Origin of the sequence: Methanosphaerula subterraneus (assembly GCF_052055875.1) — an archaeon.
GTDB classification, from domain to species: domain Archaea; phylum Halobacteriota; class Methanomicrobia; order Methanomicrobiales; family Methanospirillaceae; genus Methanosphaerula; species Methanosphaerula subterraneus.
In genome coordinates this window covers 2,120,335-2,134,777 of record NZ_CP170508.1, presented here as the reverse complement: position 1 = coordinate 2,134,777, position 14,443 = coordinate 2,120,335, and the positions used below count along the sequence as shown (strand labels likewise).

Sequence of the window (14,443 nt, the reverse complement as noted above, 5' to 3'; positions counted from 1 at the left end):
TGAGATGAGAGCGCAGAGCGCACTGGTCGTGAAGCTCGGGGGGTCGCTGCTCCCCCGGGTACCCGGGTTGGTGGAGGAACTGCAGAGGTCAGAGCGGCCGCTGCTGCTGGTGCCGGGCGGCGGTCCCTTCGCCGACCAGGTCAGAACTCTGGGGCTGGACGGGGACGAGGGCCACTGGATGGCGATCGCCGGCATGGAGCAGTTCGGGTGGTACATCGCCTCGAAGGGAGTGCCGGCAACCGACCGCCTGGTCGTCGACGGGGGCGTCAGCGTCCTCCTGCCGTACCGGGTGCTTCGGGAGGAGGATCCCCTGCCGCACACCTGGGAGGTCACCTCCGACACGATCGCGGCCTGGGTGGCGGAGAGGCTCCATCTGGACCTTCTGTTGATCAAGTCGGTCGATCGCCTGACCGTCGGGGGCAAGGCGGTGGACCTGATCGAGCAGCCGGAATGCTGCGATGAGGTCGATCCCTGCCTGATCCCGTTCGTCCTCTCCCACGGGATCCGGGCCGCCGCAGTGAACGGACAGGTCGACGGACGGGTCGCAGAGCACCTGCGCGGAGCAGAGGTCCCATGCACGGCGATCAGGTCCCTGGAAACAAGTATTTAATTGTCTCAGATCAGATAGTACAGCAGATTTCGAGGAACGTTATGGCAATAAAGAAATGTACATCGTGCAATGCACCTCTGGCCGAGGTTGGCGGCACCAGTTTCGGGTGTCCCCAGTGCGAATATGAGATCAAGCGGTGCGAGCGGTGCAGGGAGCAGTCAATCCCGTACATGTGCCCTCAGTGTGGATTCCAGGGGCCCTGAGCCATGGGCAGTGTAGCACTGATCCTCAAGGTGATGCCGGAGTCCCCGGATGTCGATCTTGAAGCGCTGAAGGCCGCGATGCGTGCCAAGGTCCCTTCGATTCAGGACATCCAGGAAGAGCCGATCGGCTTCGGGTTAAAAGCGCTGAAGGTCATGGCGGTCGTCTCTGATCAGGGTGGCGAGACCGACGCAATCGAGGAGGCTATCTCAACGATTGAGGGTGTCGAGCGTGCTGAGATCGCCGAACTGACACTGACGTAAAACAGAAATTTTATTCCTTTTTTTCAAGCCTTTCAAAGACCTGATCAGTACTGTTTCGGATCTTTTCGACTGATGCCCCGAATGCTTTCACTTCGTCCGGCTCGATCCTGATGGGGATCGGCGTAACGCCAGACCGGTTGATCAGCGCGGGAACCCCGATACAGACCCCTCCGATGCCGTGCACTTCGCTCTTCAGGTAGGCAGACACGGTCAGAAGCCGGTTCTCGTTGCCGAGCACCGTTCGCACGAGCGTGGCGATCGCCTCGCCCGGACCATAGACGGTCGAGCCCTTGTACTTGATGATCATCTCCCCACCCTGAACGACCGATTCGATCATCTGGTCGACGGGTAGGTCCGAGAACGCGGGCAGATTACAGATCCTGATGCCACCGAGCGTGGTGGCCGACCAGAGCGGGACCATCGATGCCCCGTGCTCGCCGATGATACGCGTATGCACCTCGCTGACATGCACCCTGAAGTACGCAGCGATCAGCGACTTCAACCGCATCGAGTCCAGGTGGGTGCCGAGTCCAAAGACCTGTTTCTGTTTCATACCCGAGTACTTGAGTGCCACAGCCGTCATCACGTCCACCGGGTTCGTGATCATGAGCAGATGCGCAGACGGTGCGACTTCACCGATCGTTGTCGCCGCCTCTGCGACGATCCCGGCGTTCTTCACTGCCAGGTCCATCCGGTCCTCTCCGGCCTTACGGGCGACACCTGCGGTGTAGACGATCACATCAGAGCCTGCCAGGTCCTGCTGATCCGTGGTCCATTCGAGGGCCACGTCGGTGCCTCTGGCGGCATACGAGTCCTTGAAATCACGGGTGATCCCTTCGAGCAGGTTCTCACGCCCCGGCCTCCCAACCAGCAGGATCTCCTTCACATACGGGATCTCTGAGATCGGATGAGCGGCAAAGCAGCCCACACTGCCGGTAGCTCCGATGATAGCAACTCTCGACATAGTAACACAGAAATGGGAACGCGTTATCGGTCGACAGTACGTGCCTGACCTTGCTGGAGACCCTTCCTCCACCCCGCACCCCCGCGGGCGCCAAACGTCTACGGTAAGTCTGCTCCCTTCCGGGCCTGGACCGGTGTCCGCAGCAACAGGCCCCAACTCCCTCCGGAGTATTGAATCCTGTCCGCCGACCTCGCAGGACAAGGTATCTACGTCAGGGTACACCAGACTCAGTCAGATCGTTAAAGCCTTCCTCAAACTTCGCCCTCCGCATGGCGGCGGTTTCGGATAACAGGTGACGCCGAGCCACCCGGGCTAGTTCCCATCATTGATTGTCCCTTCAGGGGATAAATATCTCTCCCCTGACATGCGCGTTCCATTCGGAGAGGATCCGCCGGGTCTGGTGCAGATCCTCCTTTTGGAACAGGTCCAGGACCGCGAGGACCGGCCGCGGACCGATCACCTGGTGCAGCCGGAGCAGATCCCCCTGGTACACGCTGATCTGGTGCCGATCCCCGACCCCCTCGGCCACCAGCAGGGGATCCCGCCTGACCGGTGTCTCTGCCAGTTCAGAAAGAGTGACCTCGCTGCTGACCGAGGAGAGGCCGAGCGCCATCCGGTTCACCCGGAGGTTACACCCGGCCCAGTAGGCGGCGGCATACCAGGCATCGTTCATCACCACGGCCGGCGTTCCAAGCAGGGCTGCAGTCAGCCCGAGGGTCCCGGGGCCGCAGCAGGCATCGACGAAGAGGCGGTCGTCCCCGGCCCGGCACCGGGAGGCGACAGCCCGGACCTTCGGACTCTCCGGGCGCGGCACCTCGATGTGCATCAGCGAGTGCTGCCGGTACAGCACCAGCGGCCCGGCAGGGGTCGGGACCACTGAGGCCCCGACATCGCACCCTGCCAGCACCCGGTGATGAGTGGCAGGCCGGTTGAGGTCAGGGTCGACGGCGCCCGGGATCACCTGCCGGTCCAGGATCGCCCCCTTCACCTCAGGGACCTCCCTGACCAGCCTTTTTGCCGAATGATCGGTCACGTACCGGGAGAGGAGGACCAGGGACCGGGCCGGAAGAAATGGGGCACGCCGGAGCACCGTCGCCGGGTCGAGGAGCGGTACCCCTGAAGCCAGCAGCGGGGCGGTACTGGGAAGGTCCCCCTCCTCGACCATCACCGTATAAATGTGGGCGAAGACTTCGTCGATGAACCGTTTCCCGCAGGTACAGGGGGCGAGATACGAGAGGTCTGCCGGGGGCCGGCGCTTGTCGAGCAGCCTGCCGGTGCAGTCCGGACAGGGGGAGAAATGTGCAGAGAGACCAGCCAGCAGTGCTGGAGCATCGTGGATGCATCCCTTCCCGCAGACCGGACAGTCCATGGTGGCAGATATGGCAGTCCAGTATAGATACCTTCTGAACTGTTCGCGGATCGTGCCAGAGTAGTGGGCCCGATGCGATTCGAACGCATGACCGCCCGGTTATGAGCCGGGCGCTCTGACCGGACTAAGCTACGGGCCCAAAGAAAGAAAGACGCCGCCAACAGGACTCGAACCTGTGGCATGCTGGTTAACAGCCAGCCACTCTACCAACTGAGTTATGGCGGCAGGTGCACATTGTGTGCTTTAATGAGTTGCTCTTCGGCGTTATTAAAGGTAACTGTCGCTGCCCGAATTATGCCAAACCTCGTTATTATACCTTCTGCAGATAAAATTACTATCACCATAATTGGAGTGATCTGTACCAAGTGCTGCGCAGGGAAGAACACCTGAGAGGAGGAGAGGAGAGACCTCACCCAGGGAGTGGCGTCCGGGTAGCCGGAGGTAACAGATGAGGATACAGTCCAAGGTCATGCTGATCGGAACCGTGATGTTCGTCACCATCTTGCTTGCGCTCACCCTCTTCTCAACCATCACATTGCAGCACAGTTATGACGTTCTCGAACAGGGCGACACCATAGCAGAGATGGACCGGGGCGTCTCTGCCCTGCAGAGCGACCTCGACGTGATGAACAGGAATCTCATGGACTGGGCGTTCTGGGACGACACCTACCAGTTCGCTCAGGGAAAAAACCCGGCGTACTGCGCCAACAACCTGATGGAGGAGACCTTCTCGACCCTGAACCTGAACGGTCTGCTGATCTATGATCAGGGTGGAGACCTGGTCTACGCACAGGGGTTCAACCTGAAAACCGAGGAGTATGCAGACCTCCCGGAAGGACTCAATACTTCGATCGCCGCCCACCATGAGACCCTCTTCTCCGGAACAGACCAGCTGCAGACCGTCAACGGGACGCTGTTCCTGCCCGGCGGACCGGTGCTGATCGCTTCCGCCCCGATCCTGACCAGCACCTTCGAGGGCCCTTCGACCGGGACGATGATGATGATCCGTTCGATCGATCAGCGCTGGCTCGCCTCGATCAGTTCAAAGTCAGGGATTCCCGTCTCGATCCTGACCCCGGAGGCAGCCCTTGATTCCGGGCTTTCGGAGATGACGCTGTTGAGCAGGGGTGAACCGGTGACGGTACCGGTGAACGACTCGATCATCAGGGGGTACCAACTGATCCGGAGCATCGACGGAAGCGACGGGTTCATCCTTTCGGTCGAAAAAACCCGTACCATCAGCAGGACCGGGGCGGCCACTGTCGACGGATTTCTGAAGATCTTCGGACTGTTTGGAGTGATCTATGCCCTGCTCATCATCCACCTTGTCAGGAGAATCTTCCTCAAGCCCCTGAACACCCTGACCACCGGGGTTCTGTCTGCAGAACAGGGGGACGGCAGGCGAAAGAGGATCGAACCGATCAGGGGCGATGACGAACTGACCATCCTCGGGACTACGATTAACCGGATGCTGGAGACGATCGACCAGGCACAGACTGCGATCGAGGCCAGTGAAAAACGTTACCGGAGCGTGGTCGAGGACCAGACTGAACTGATCTGCAGGACCAATTCCAAGCTCACGATCACCTTCATGAACAGGGCCTTTACCGATCACTTCGTCACCGACCAGGTGAAAGGTCAGGAGTCCGTGGAATTCTTTTCGATGATGCCGGAACCGGCGAAAGAGAAGGTGCTGCTCTTCCTGAGGGGCCTGAACCCAACAAAACCGGTCGGAGAGACCGAGATCAGGTTCCCGTACCAGGGGAGCACACACTGGATGGCCTGGACGGTCAGGGGGCTCTTCGATGCAGCCGGCGAGCTGACCGAGTACCAGTTCGTCGGCAGGGACGTGACCACCCAGAAGCAGGCGCTCATTGAACTGAAGGAGTACCGTGATCACCTGGAGGAACTGGTGAATCAGCGGACCGAGGAGATGATGGGGATGCAGGATGAACTGCTGAACATCGAGCGGCTGGAGTCGGTCGGGGTTCTCGCCGGCGGGATCGCCCATGACTTCAACAACCTTCTCTCTGCGATCCTCGGCAACATCGAACTGGTCAGGATGGACCTCGACGAAAACTCCCCGCTCGATGAACGGATGGCCGAGATGGAACGGGTGGTTCACCGTGCCACCGCCCTGACCCGCCAGTTGCTGACCTTCGCCAAGGGAGGCGCCCCGATCCGGAAACTGGCCCACCTCGGCCCGATGATCAGCGATACCGTGGAGTTCACCTGCAGAGGATCGCCGATCAGATGCTCCTGCCGGGTCCAGGTCGACCTCTGGGCCACCGAGGTGGATCTGGACCAGATCTCCCAGGTGATCAACAACATCACCCTGAACGCAGTGCAGGCGATGCCCAATGGAGGAACACTCACCGTAACCGCGGAGAACTGGGAGTATACCGGGGTTGAGGCGATGCCAATCGCCGCCGGCAGGTATGTGAAGATCACGATCGCAGACGAGGGGGTCGGGATCGCGAGCGAGCAGCTCTCCCGGGTCTTCGATCCGTTCTTCACCACCAAAATAACAGGGAGCGGCCTCGGCCTCTCAACCTCGTTCTCGATCATCAGGCAGCACAATGGACTGCTTCAGGTCGCCTCGACCCCCGGCGAGGGAACCACCTTCACGATCCTGATCCCGGCAGCCAGGGATCTCCAGGCAGAAGAGTGAAGAGCGATCAGCGCCTGATCGAGGAGAGGATCGCGATCAGGTCGTCTAGGTTCTGATCTAAGGCCCCAAGCAGGGCTTCAGTCCGCTGCGTGGCAACGGCACCTGCCGGGGATGCAGAGATGTATCCATCCTGCTCGAGCACCCGGAGGGAGTACCTGACTCGGTGCACCGGCAGGTCGAGAAGCTCCGCGAGTTTGGTGATTCCGATCGGCTGGTGGTCCCTGACCGCCCGGGCGATCTCGATATGCCGCCCGAAGAGTTCGATCTCGCTGCGCAGTTTGTCGATCATCAGGGCCTCAGGGCTGGCTGTCGAGCCAGGCCTTCTCCACCCGATACATCCGCATGAAGAGCACTGCCAGCGCTGCGGCAGCGATAAAGAAGACCACCGAGAACGGAATGTTCATGTCAAACGGCGCAATGAAGAGTGCGATCACCCCGAGCGCAGCGAGCAGAACGATCACATTGAGGACGAGCGTCAGTTTGTAAAACTTCCACTTAAATTTCTCTTTTGCCCTCTCATCCATTATTGATACTGCACGTCTATGATAAAAGTACTTCTGGTTTCAACTCGAATGTGAGTACCCAATGACGCTGCTCGATACGGTGACAGAGCAGAGCGGGGCTGCGGCCTATGTTGGCTACGGCTCCTCCCTTGATCCTGATATGCGCTACCTGACCAGGTTCTCCTGTACCGACCCGGTGGTCTACCTGAAGAAGACCGGGGAACAGGGGCGAATCGTGGTCTCACAGATGGAGTATGGTCGGGCCGTGCAGGAGTCCGCCTTCCTCCCGGTCACCCGTTCCGAGGCCGGGCTGCTGGAGATCCTCAAAGAGGAGCCTGACCGCTGGAAGGCGACGGCGACGATGATCAGCCGGCTCGCCGGCGGAGACCTGCTCGTCTCGCCGACCTTCCCGGCCGGGCTGTACGCCCCCCTCTCCAGCCTCTGCACGGTTGTCATCGACGACCAGACTGTTGAACGGATGCGGGCCGTCAAGAGCGAGGAGGAGATCGCCTGTATCAGGACGGTGCAGCTGGCGACCGAGGCCTCGATGAAGACGGCCAGGAAGTTGATCCACCGTGCGAAGGTGAAGAAGGGCGCGCTGCAGAGGGACGGCGAGCCCCTGACCGCCGAGTGGGTGAAGCAGGCGATCCATACCACCCTTCTTGAGCATGGATGCACCGGGGCCGAGACGATCGTCTCCTGCGGCCCTGACAGTGCGATGCCGCATCACACCGGAGCCGGCCCCCTGCTCGAAGGGGAACCGATCGTGATCGACATCTTTCCAAAGAGCGAAACGACCGGGTACTACGCCGACATGACCAGGACCTATGTGAAGGGGGAGGCCGACCCGGCGATCGGGGAGATGTACGCGGCTGTCAGGGACGCCAAGGCCGCTGCACTCAAAGAGATCAGGGCCGGGGCCGGGGGGGCTGCTGTCCATCAGGTCGCCGTCGACCTCTTCGCTGAACGGGGGTACCCCACCGGGGCGACCGGGTTCACCCATAACCTGGGCCACGGGGTCGGGCTGGCGGTCCACGAGCTGCCGACGCTCGGCCCGTCAGGGGGTCCCCTGGGGGCAGGGGAGGTCGTGACCGTCGAGCCCGGGCTCTACTTCCCCGGCATCGGCGGGGTCAGGCTCGAGGATCTCTGCGTGGTCAGATCCGACGGCGCAGAGAACCTGACGCATTGCAAAGAGGAGATGATTCTGTGAAGGACGAGATATTTGATTGTTATACAGAGGCAGGAACGCTGGCTTCAGCGATCCTGAAACGGGGACGTGCGATGGTGACCGTCGGGGCGGCGCTACTCGAAGTGGTCGAAGGGATCGAACAGATGGTCGCCGACGAGGGGGCCGGGCTCGCCTTCCCGCTGAACGTCTCGTTCAACGAGGCCGCGGCCCATGACACCGCGGTCACCGGGGACGAGCGGGTCTTCGCCGCAGGGGACCTGATCAAGCTCGACCTCGGGGTCCACCTGGAGGGGTATATCGCAGACACCGCGACCACCGTCGACCTCGGGGACCATGCAGCCCTGGTCAGCGCTTCAGAGCAGGCCCTCGCCGAGGCGATCCGGGCCGTCAGGCCCGGGGTCACCACCGGCGAGCTCGGCGGGGTGATCCAGCAGACGATCGAGGCGAAAGGGTTCCGGCCGATCGCAAACCTGACCGGCCACGGCCTCGGGCAGTACCAGATCCACACCCAGCCGTCGATCCCGAACATCAGGCTGATCGGGGGCACCCCGCTGGTCGAAGGGATGGTGATCGCCATCGAACCGTTCGCAACCACCGGGACCGGCCGGGTGAGCGATGGGCAGAGGATCGAGATCCTGCAGCAGATCGGGGACCGGCCGGTCCGGATGCCGGCGGCGAGAAGGGTGCTGGCAGACATCAGCGATCGGAACGGAATGCCGTTTGCACGCAGGTGGATCACCGATCCGAAGCGGGACCTGGCACTGAATACCCTGATCCGGGCCGGCGTCTGCTACGGCTACCCGGTCCTTCGCGACCAGCCCGGATCGATGGTCTCCCAGCACGAGCATACCCTGATCGTGACCGCTGAAGGCTGCATCGTCACCACTGCATGATTGGATATGCTTATCGCAGGGGCAGGCGAATAGATACGGTTAAGATCTATGTCCGGAGACGATGAGATGCTGAGGCTGACAGAGGTGGTCCTGACAGCCGAGATCTACAACCAGTACCAGAAACTCGACATCAATGATCTGACCCCGGTATGCAGGGAGATCTTTGGTGTCACCAGCAAGTCCGCCGAGGTGAAACGACCGGTCAGCGTGAGCGAAGGGATGATCAGAAAGGTGTTCGGAATATCGGATGCCGCTGAACAGTTGAAAGCAAACCCGTTCGTCTCTTACGAGGAGTTCGGGCAGCGGCTGCGGATCACTGCGCTGCCCGGCGCAGCGGACTGGTTCGTCAAGAGAGGAGGGACCGCGCATATCCAGCGGAACCCTGCACTCGCCTGGTATTTTGAGACCGAACGTCAGCTCGACGTGTCGTACCAGCAGGCCAGGGCCGTCAACGTCCCGTACGAGGACACCCGGGCCTACCTGGAGAAGAAGATCTCCGCGATCATCGCCGATGACGAGAAGATCCGGGGTGCGCTGGACCTGATCATCGTCTCGGCTCCAGAAGAGGTGGCCCAGCGGCTCGAGGACCTGGTGCTGACCCCAGAGCAGGAAGACAGCATCAGGAAGATCAATACAGCGATGGCCAACCTGGACTTCCTCCGGTCCCATGATATCCATGAGGTGGGCAAGTTCCTCTTCGTCGGCCCGCCCGGCACCGGGAAGACCTCGCTGGCGCTCTCGATGTCGCATGTGCTGCACATGCCGATCCTCGAGGTCCGCCTCTCGATGATCACCTCGCAGTACCTCGGCGAGACCTCCAAGAACATCGACAGGATCTTCGACCTCGCCAGAAAACTGACCCCGTCGATCCTCTTCATCGATGAGTTCGACTTCATCGCAAAGAGCCGGACCAACGACGATCATGGTGCGATGAAGCGGGCCGTAAACGCCCTTTTAAAGAACATCGACCAGGTGAACCTGGTCAAGAACGGTGTGGTGCTGATCGGAGCCACCAACCACCCGCGGCTGCTCGATGACGCGGCCTGGCGGAGGTTCGACGAGGTGATCGAGTTCGCCCTCCCGGACACCGGGATGCGCAGGACGATCCTCTCCAAGCTGACAGCCACCCTGGACTCGTCCCTGAACCTGGATCAGCTGGCAGAGGAGACCGCCAAGTTTTCAGGGGCCGACCTCCGGATGATCGTCAAGGAAGGGATGATCTCGGCACTGATGCGGGGTCAGCGGATGATCTCGCAGGACGACATCGAGAAGGGTGTCGAGATGGTCGAGAAGCGGAACAGCATCAAGGACTGCTGCTGGGTGTGAGATGGAACTCCGGTTGCTCGGCACAGGGGATGCGATCGGCACCCCCAAGATCAGGTGCGCCTGTCCCCAGTGCATGGAGGCGTACAGAACCGGAGAGCAGCGCCTCCGGACCTCGCTCCTCCTCGAGGTGGACGGTCGCCACCTGCTGATCGACTCCTCGCCGGACCTGCGGCAGCAGCTCCTCTGCGCAGGGTCGCCGGTGATCGATGCGGTGATCTGGACCCATGGCCATTATGACCATTTCATGGGGTTTGGGGAGTTCTACCGGGTGCAGAAACCACCGGCCGTCTACGGGGCGGCGGAGGTGCTCGAGTACTGCGGCGAGACCTTCTCGTTCCTTCAGTTCGAGAAGCACCCGGTCACGCCGTTCGAGCCGTTCGAACTGCTCGGGCTGACGATCACCCTCTTCCCGGTCAACCATCCGCCGGCATACACCACCGGCCTTCGGATCGAGCATAACGGGACGGTGATCTGTTACACCGCCGACACCAGGGCCGACCTCGACCCGGCAAGCAGGGCCCTGTTGCAGGGAGCCGACCTGCTGTTGATCGACGGGATCGTCCCGCCCGGGTACCACATCCACAAGCATATGAACTATGAGGAGGCCTGCCAGATCGCAGAGGAGAGCGGGGCAAAGGGGTTCCGATGTGTCCACCTCTCCCATATGATCCCATTTGACACGCCACATGCCGGGCACGATGGCGAGATGTTCAGGTTCTGAGGCATCACCCATACCTATATCCTTCTTCCCCTACCAACCATACAGGCATGGAGATCAAGATCCTTGAGCTGGAGAAGGACAGAGCACGCCTTCTGATCGCAGGAGAGGGCAACACCTTTATGAACGCACTGACCGAGGAGATCCTGACCGATCCAGCGGTCGATGTGGCACGGTACCGGATAAAATATCAGTTCTCAGACCCTGAACTCTTCATCACGACGAAGGAGGGGAAGTCCCCGATAGCCGCGATCCGTGAAGCCTGCGGCAGGCTCTCGGGGTTCTGCGACAAACTCCTCAAGGACCTGGACGCGGCGCAGTAATCACTCTTTTTCTGGTTCAACGCTCTTTTTTGGGCCCCGGGGGTCCCCGGATGCGGCCAGGTACAGGTGCAGGAGCACCAGCATGATGAACGGTCCCCAGAGCAGTGCATGGATCTCCTGGGCCAGGGCCTTTCCGAGCAGGCCGAAGGTCAGCGGCGTGATCAGCCCGGGATTGGATATTCCAAACCCGGTGAGCAGGTAGAGGGCGACCATCACAATCAGCAGGTCCGCGACATACCCCCTCAACACAGTTCGTCTCATCGCACTCACCCAAAGAACGACCGGTTCAGGTCGCCGCCGGGGGCGTACCCCCGCTGTTCCCAGTACCCGCGGTAGCCGGCATCATCAGAGACGACGATTCCGGTCACCCAGCGGGCCCACTTGTATCCCCACTTCTCCTCGGCCACCAGGGCGAACGGGTACCCCCGCTCAGCCGGAAGGGTCATGTTGTTCACCCGGTAGGCGAGCAGGATCGGCCGGTCGGTGAAGTACGACCGTGGAAACGAGGTCGTATACCCGTCAGCCGACTGGAAGATCACCGTCGAGCCCGGGTCGGCCGGTACCGAACGGTTCAGCAGGTCGCTGACCAGCACCCCCTCCCAGAGAAGGGTGGCGTCCCACCCCTCGACGCAGTGGAGGGTGACGACCTTTTCGTAATGCGGGAACCGGTCCAGCACCTCCTGGTAGGTATACTGCTCCGGCTGGCTGACCAGCCCGCTCACCGAGAGGCGGTAGGTTCCGATATCGATCTGCTGTGGTCCTTTGATCGAGTTCTCCCGGATCCCGTCGACCGGGGTCAGGGGCTGCCCTTCGTAAGCAGTGATCTCGGTGGAGGGGAGGTGGGTCGCCGATCGTTCGCCGGCCAGGTCGGCGATGTAGACGACCCCGACGGCCACAATCGCCACGACCAGGATCAGCCGATAGAGGCTGGCAGGTGCCATGAGCAGTGGATGGTGAACCGGGAATTTAATAGTGTTGAAGGCAACAGCCTCAACCAATCGTCGACGATACAAAGTTTGTCGGAGATTGGCCTATTCCGGGATTATCAGAAGAAACAGATGGAATTCAAACTGGCTGTCTATGCACTTGAAAGAGTGAGAAACTTCTTGGTTTTTTGAAGTGTGAGGGTTTCTACAGAGCCCTTTTTTCTTCTTCCTGACGAAAAAACGAGCAGGAGCCGGGGGCCTGCCCCCTGATATATCCTTTCGACATTCAATTTTCAATTTTGACTGTTTGTGGAAGGTCAACCTTTCCCTTTACCTTTATCATCGCGAGAAGATACGGCAGAGCGAGCACAACCGCCACACATCCGAATGTAAGGAACGTATTGCTGATTGTTGCAGCAATGGCAATGACCGGCACGATAACAAGACTGGAAGCGAACTGGCCGATGTTCAGAGCTACTGAGAACCCGCCACTTGCCCTGCCGAGGAATTGTTTTGGCGTGATCGTGGCAATCCAGGATAAGATCGTCGGCATCAAAAGACCATTACCCAGACCAATACAGATTACTGCGAACGCAACGGCGACAAGCGACGTGGCTAACCCAAGACAGCAGTACCCGATGCCAAAGCAGATGAACGTAAGGGCGAGGATCGTGTATCGGTGGAATCTCCAGGCAAGTCTCCCGTAAAAGATTCCTATGATTGATGCGGCACAGCCCATGATACCCAGGAATAATCCGCTGGTAAGCGCAGTGTTTTCGCCTAAGATCCGTGCTGCATCCAGATTTGCAATAAAGTAGGGGAACTTTATAGGCATTACAAAGAACAGCATACTACCCATAAACAGGGTTATATACCCTAAGAGGAGGGGGGAGAGGGGGAACTTTTCATCAGATTCTGCCGTATTCCTTTCAATTTTCGGAAGAACGGGCTCTTTCATCGTGAGAAGAACACCTGCGAGAATGACAAGTCCGATCAGGTAGATAAGGAACGCCGCACGCCAGGAAATACCGGCGAGAAATCCCCCGCTCATTTCAAGAATCAATACCCCGAACCCCATAGCAGCTGCCTGATAACCGAGAACTTTGGCACGGGTCGGTCCCTCGTAATAACAGGGAATCAGAGAGGATGTCGTGCAGGTGATACCGGCAATGCCGATCCCAAGGATGACTCTACCAACTAATAGTGCGTATATGGAGGTGAGAAAATATCCGGAACTTCCTGCGATGGTGAAGATAGCAACGGAGGCGACAAGGACTTTGATTTTGCCGATTTTATCCGAAAGAAGACCGATGAAGATGCCGGTGAGGGCAATTGCAAGCGAAGGGAGCGTAACAATTAAGGAGATGAGTGAGTCTGGCGTATCGGGAAATGCCTGGCTGATTAATGGCAGAGCCGGCGCGATAGCTGCTCCTCCCATGAGAATCATCATGGCTGATAACAAGAGAAAAAGTAATGTCCATCTTGTTGGTTGAAATTTCGTTGGTTTAAACGGTGTGATAACCATGCCTTATAAAATTGCCAATTACGTAATATTAAGAAAGTGCTCCTGAATGGAGTAGCTACCAGTATGATCGACGATTCGTTACTTCTGCACCTGAAAGAAATCGGGATGAGTGAATACGAGGCGAAGGTGTACGTGATTCTGTCAGCATTACGGGTGGCAAGTGCCCGTGAAATTCACGAACAGACGAAGATCCCCCGTGGCAGAATCTATGAAACGCTCACCTCTTTAGCCCAAAAAGGGTTTATCGTCTCTTCCGGCAAGTCGCCGGTGCGGTATTCGCCGGTTGATGTCTTCCAGATGTTTGAGCAGTTGAAACGGGAATCTGTGAAATCCCTTGAAGGATTGTACCAGCGTCTGAAAGCCCTGGAAACCGAAACACCGGAACCGCTCATGCAGGGATATAAACTGAGTACTGAATGGACTCGGGATAATCAAATTCGGATGATGTTGCGTCGGGCAAAATCAGAAATTATCCTTCTCTGCAATGATGAAGAATTTATCACCACATATGGCAGTGATATTTCACGTGCGGCCAAACGGGTTTTTGTGTACCTTGTTGTCGGAAGAAAGGAACTTGCCGAGTTCGCACCGATAAAATGCTATGTTGGCGGGAGTGATATTGAGGCATCCCTCTTTCATCATGAAGAGGGAGAGAACATCGGGCTTTCGATGAGATTGTTGTTGATGGCTGACCGCCGGGAGTCTCTATCGATTCTGGAAGACAACGGGAGATTGACGGGAATTTTTATATGCCCCGATATTTACGCCAGTTATCTGTCGCGAAAAGTCGTGCAGGAGATCCAACCGGTCGACAGGTCGCGGAGGGGAGCCTGAACGGGACAGCTACCAGATTCCCGGAAAACCCACTCTTTTGAGATCTCTTCCTGAACACGAGTCTATGAAGATCGCGGATTTTTCTGCGCGATCTCTTGCCACAACTGCCGGCGCTCTCAACAATCCAA

Annotated in this window: 17 protein-coding genes, 2 tRNA genes and 1 other RNA gene; 10 read left to right on the top strand and 10 right to left on the bottom strand. The window is 59.1% G+C overall.

Annotated elements, in window-relative coordinates; all coding sequences use genetic code 11:
* The first annotated feature begins 4 nt into the window (after positions 1 to 4).
* From ACFKSJ_RS10440 to ACFKSJ_RS10430, 3 genes are read left to right on the top strand one after another with little or no spacing between them, the layout of a single operon-like run.
* Positions 5 to 610 (top strand): amino acid kinase family protein, encoded by a 606-nt coding sequence (locus ACFKSJ_RS10440; RefSeq protein ID WP_440949737.1) that lies wholly within the window; start codon positions 5 to 7, stop codon positions 608 to 610.
* Positions 574 to 813: a zinc finger domain-containing protein gene (locus tag ACFKSJ_RS10435; RefSeq protein WP_440949736.1), complete on the top strand. Its 240-nt coding sequence runs from the start codon at positions 574 to 576 to the stop codon at positions 811 to 813. The genes ACFKSJ_RS10440 and ACFKSJ_RS10435 overlap by 37 nt, the downstream gene beginning before the upstream one ends.
* Before the next feature lie 3 nt (positions 814 to 816).
* Positions 817 to 1,074: an elongation factor 1-beta gene (locus ACFKSJ_RS10430; protein ID WP_440949735.1), complete on the top strand. Its 258-nt coding sequence runs from the start codon at positions 817 to 819 to the stop codon at positions 1,072 to 1,074.
* A 10-nt stretch (positions 1,075 to 1,084) separates the two neighbouring features.
* Here the strand turns inward: ACFKSJ_RS10430 and ACFKSJ_RS10425 are convergent, their stop codons facing one another.
* The 5 genes from ACFKSJ_RS10425 to ACFKSJ_RS10405 form a co-directional block, all read right to left on the bottom strand.
* Positions 1,085 to 2,038, bottom strand: a complete 954-nt coding sequence (locus ACFKSJ_RS10425) for a malate dehydrogenase (protein WP_440949734.1) — start codon at positions 2,036 to 2,038, stop codon at positions 1,085 to 1,087.
* Positions 2,039 to 2,050: 12 nt separating this feature from the next.
* An RNA gene (gene ffs / locus ACFKSJ_RS10420) (signal recognition particle sRNA) lies at positions 2,051 to 2,361 on the bottom strand.
* Between the two features lie 14 nt (positions 2,362 to 2,375).
* On the bottom strand, positions 2,376 to 3,407 hold the full coding sequence (locus ACFKSJ_RS10415) for a hypothetical protein (protein WP_440949733.1): 1,032 nt from the start codon (positions 3,405 to 3,407) through the stop codon (positions 2,376 to 2,378).
* Between the two features lie 64 nt (positions 3,408 to 3,471).
* Positions 3,472 to 3,546 (bottom strand) — tRNA-Ile (locus tag ACFKSJ_RS10410).
* Between the two features lie 13 nt (positions 3,547 to 3,559).
* Positions 3,560 to 3,632 (bottom strand) — tRNA-Asn (locus tag ACFKSJ_RS10405).
* 223 nt (positions 3,633 to 3,855) lie between these two features.
* On the opposite strand from ACFKSJ_RS10405, the gene ACFKSJ_RS10400 reads away from it, so the two are divergent.
* Complete coding sequence (locus tag ACFKSJ_RS10400; protein WP_440949732.1) at positions 3,856 to 6,078, top strand: CHASE4 domain-containing protein; 2,223 nt, start codon at positions 3,856 to 3,858, stop codon at positions 6,076 to 6,078.
* 7 nt (positions 6,079 to 6,085) lie between these two features.
* Here the strand turns inward: ACFKSJ_RS10400 and ACFKSJ_RS10395 are convergent, their stop codons facing one another.
* Both ACFKSJ_RS10395 and ACFKSJ_RS10390 read right to left on the bottom strand, forming a co-directional pair.
* Positions 6,086 to 6,367, bottom strand: a complete 282-nt coding sequence (locus tag ACFKSJ_RS10395) for a hypothetical protein (RefSeq protein ID WP_440949731.1) — start codon at positions 6,365 to 6,367, stop codon at positions 6,086 to 6,088.
* Between the two features lie 7 nt (positions 6,368 to 6,374).
* Positions 6,375 to 6,602: a hypothetical protein gene (locus tag ACFKSJ_RS10390; protein ID WP_440949730.1), complete on the bottom strand. Its 228-nt coding sequence runs from the start codon at positions 6,600 to 6,602 to the stop codon at positions 6,375 to 6,377.
* A 61-nt stretch (positions 6,603 to 6,663) separates the two neighbouring features.
* Between ACFKSJ_RS10390 and ACFKSJ_RS10385 the strand changes: the two genes are divergently transcribed.
* From ACFKSJ_RS10385 to ACFKSJ_RS10365, 5 genes are all read left to right on the top strand, one after another.
* A complete protein-coding gene (locus ACFKSJ_RS10385) occupies positions 6,664 to 7,791 on the top strand; it encodes a M24 family metallopeptidase (protein WP_440949729.1) in 1,128 nt (375 codons plus the stop codon).
* Positions 7,788 to 8,663, top strand: a complete 876-nt coding sequence (gene map / locus ACFKSJ_RS10380; protein ID WP_440949728.1) for a type II methionyl aminopeptidase — start codon at positions 7,788 to 7,790, stop codon at positions 8,661 to 8,663. The genes ACFKSJ_RS10385 and map overlap by 4 nt, the downstream gene beginning before the upstream one ends.
* Positions 8,664 to 8,729: 66 nt before the next feature.
* Complete coding sequence (locus tag ACFKSJ_RS10375; RefSeq protein WP_440949727.1) at positions 8,730 to 9,989, top strand: ATP-binding protein; 1,260 nt, start codon at positions 8,730 to 8,732, stop codon at positions 9,987 to 9,989.
* Between the two features lies 1 nt (position 9,990).
* Entirely contained in the window at positions 9,991 to 10,710 is a 720-nt protein-coding gene (locus ACFKSJ_RS10370) for an MBL fold metallo-hydrolase (protein WP_440949726.1), read from the top strand.
* Between the two features lie 47 nt (positions 10,711 to 10,757).
* A complete protein-coding gene (locus ACFKSJ_RS10365; protein ID WP_440949725.1) occupies positions 10,758 to 11,030 on the top strand; it encodes a DNA-directed RNA polymerase subunit L in 273 nt (90 codons plus the stop codon).
* Here the strand turns inward: ACFKSJ_RS10365 and ACFKSJ_RS10360 are convergent, their stop codons facing one another.
* From ACFKSJ_RS10360 to ACFKSJ_RS10350, 3 genes are all read right to left on the bottom strand, one after another.
* Positions 11,031 to 11,291, bottom strand: coding sequence for a hypothetical protein (locus ACFKSJ_RS10360; RefSeq protein WP_440949724.1), 261 nt, complete (start codon positions 11,289 to 11,291; stop codon positions 11,031 to 11,033). It lies immediately after the preceding gene.
* A gap of 5 nt (positions 11,292 to 11,296) precedes the next feature.
* Complete coding sequence (locus tag ACFKSJ_RS10355) at positions 11,297 to 11,971, bottom strand: molybdopterin-dependent oxidoreductase (RefSeq protein WP_440949723.1); 675 nt, start codon at positions 11,969 to 11,971, stop codon at positions 11,297 to 11,299.
* A gap of 271 nt (positions 11,972 to 12,242) precedes the next feature.
* Positions 12,243 to 13,481, bottom strand: coding sequence for an MFS transporter (locus ACFKSJ_RS10350; protein ID WP_440949722.1), 1,239 nt, complete (start codon positions 13,479 to 13,481; stop codon positions 12,243 to 12,245).
* Positions 13,482 to 13,544: 63 nt separating this feature from the next.
* Here ACFKSJ_RS10350 and ACFKSJ_RS10345 point away from each other — a divergent pair, with 63 nt between their 5' ends.
* On the top strand, positions 13,545 to 14,315 hold the full coding sequence (locus tag ACFKSJ_RS10345; protein WP_440949721.1) for a TrmB family transcriptional regulator: 771 nt from the start codon (positions 13,545 to 13,547) through the stop codon (positions 14,313 to 14,315).
* Positions 14,316 to 14,443: the final 128 nt, after the last annotated feature.

Coding starts and splice junctions, on each gene's coding strand:
- ACFKSJ_RS10425 (WP_440949734.1), bottom strand. CDS start 2,038: ATGTCGAGAGTTGCTATCATCGGAGCTACCGGCAGTGTGGGCTGCTTT.
- ACFKSJ_RS10440 (WP_440949737.1), top strand. CDS start 5: ATGAGAGCGCAGAGCGCACTGGTCGTGAAGCTCGGGGGGTCGCTGCTC.
- ACFKSJ_RS10365 (WP_440949725.1), top strand. CDS start 10,758: ATGGAGATCAAGATCCTTGAGCTGGAGAAGGACAGAGCACGCCTTCTG.
- ACFKSJ_RS10395 (WP_440949731.1), bottom strand. CDS start 6,367: ATGATCGACAAACTGCGCAGCGAGATCGAACTCTTCGGGCGGCATATC.
- ACFKSJ_RS10355 (WP_440949723.1), bottom strand. CDS start 11,971: ATGGCACCTGCCAGCCTCTATCGGCTGATCCTGGTCGTGGCGATTGTG.
- ACFKSJ_RS10435 (WP_440949736.1), top strand. CDS start 574: ATGCACGGCGATCAGGTCCCTGGAAACAAGTATTTAATTGTCTCAGAT.
- ACFKSJ_RS10370 (WP_440949726.1), top strand. CDS start 9,991: ATGGAACTCCGGTTGCTCGGCACAGGGGATGCGATCGGCACCCCCAAG.
- ACFKSJ_RS10415 (WP_440949733.1), bottom strand. CDS start 3,407: ATGGACTGTCCGGTCTGCGGGAAGGGATGCATCCACGATGCTCCAGCA.
- ACFKSJ_RS10345 (WP_440949721.1), top strand. CDS start 13,545: ATGATCGACGATTCGTTACTTCTGCACCTGAAAGAAATCGGGATGAGT.
- ACFKSJ_RS10350 (WP_440949722.1), bottom strand. CDS start 13,481: ATGGTTATCACACCGTTTAAACCAACGAAATTTCAACCAACAAGATGG.
- ACFKSJ_RS10375 (WP_440949727.1), top strand. CDS start 8,730: ATGCTGAGGCTGACAGAGGTGGTCCTGACAGCCGAGATCTACAACCAG.
- ACFKSJ_RS10385 (WP_440949729.1), top strand. CDS start 6,664: ATGACGCTGCTCGATACGGTGACAGAGCAGAGCGGGGCTGCGGCCTAT.
- ACFKSJ_RS10360 (WP_440949724.1), bottom strand. CDS start 11,291: ATGAGACGAACTGTGTTGAGGGGGTATGTCGCGGACCTGCTGATTGTG.
- ACFKSJ_RS10400 (WP_440949732.1), top strand. CDS start 3,856: ATGAGGATACAGTCCAAGGTCATGCTGATCGGAACCGTGATGTTCGTC.
- ACFKSJ_RS10430 (WP_440949735.1), top strand. CDS start 817: ATGGGCAGTGTAGCACTGATCCTCAAGGTGATGCCGGAGTCCCCGGAT.
- ACFKSJ_RS10390 (WP_440949730.1), bottom strand. CDS start 6,602: ATGGATGAGAGGGCAAAAGAGAAATTTAAGTGGAAGTTTTACAAACTG.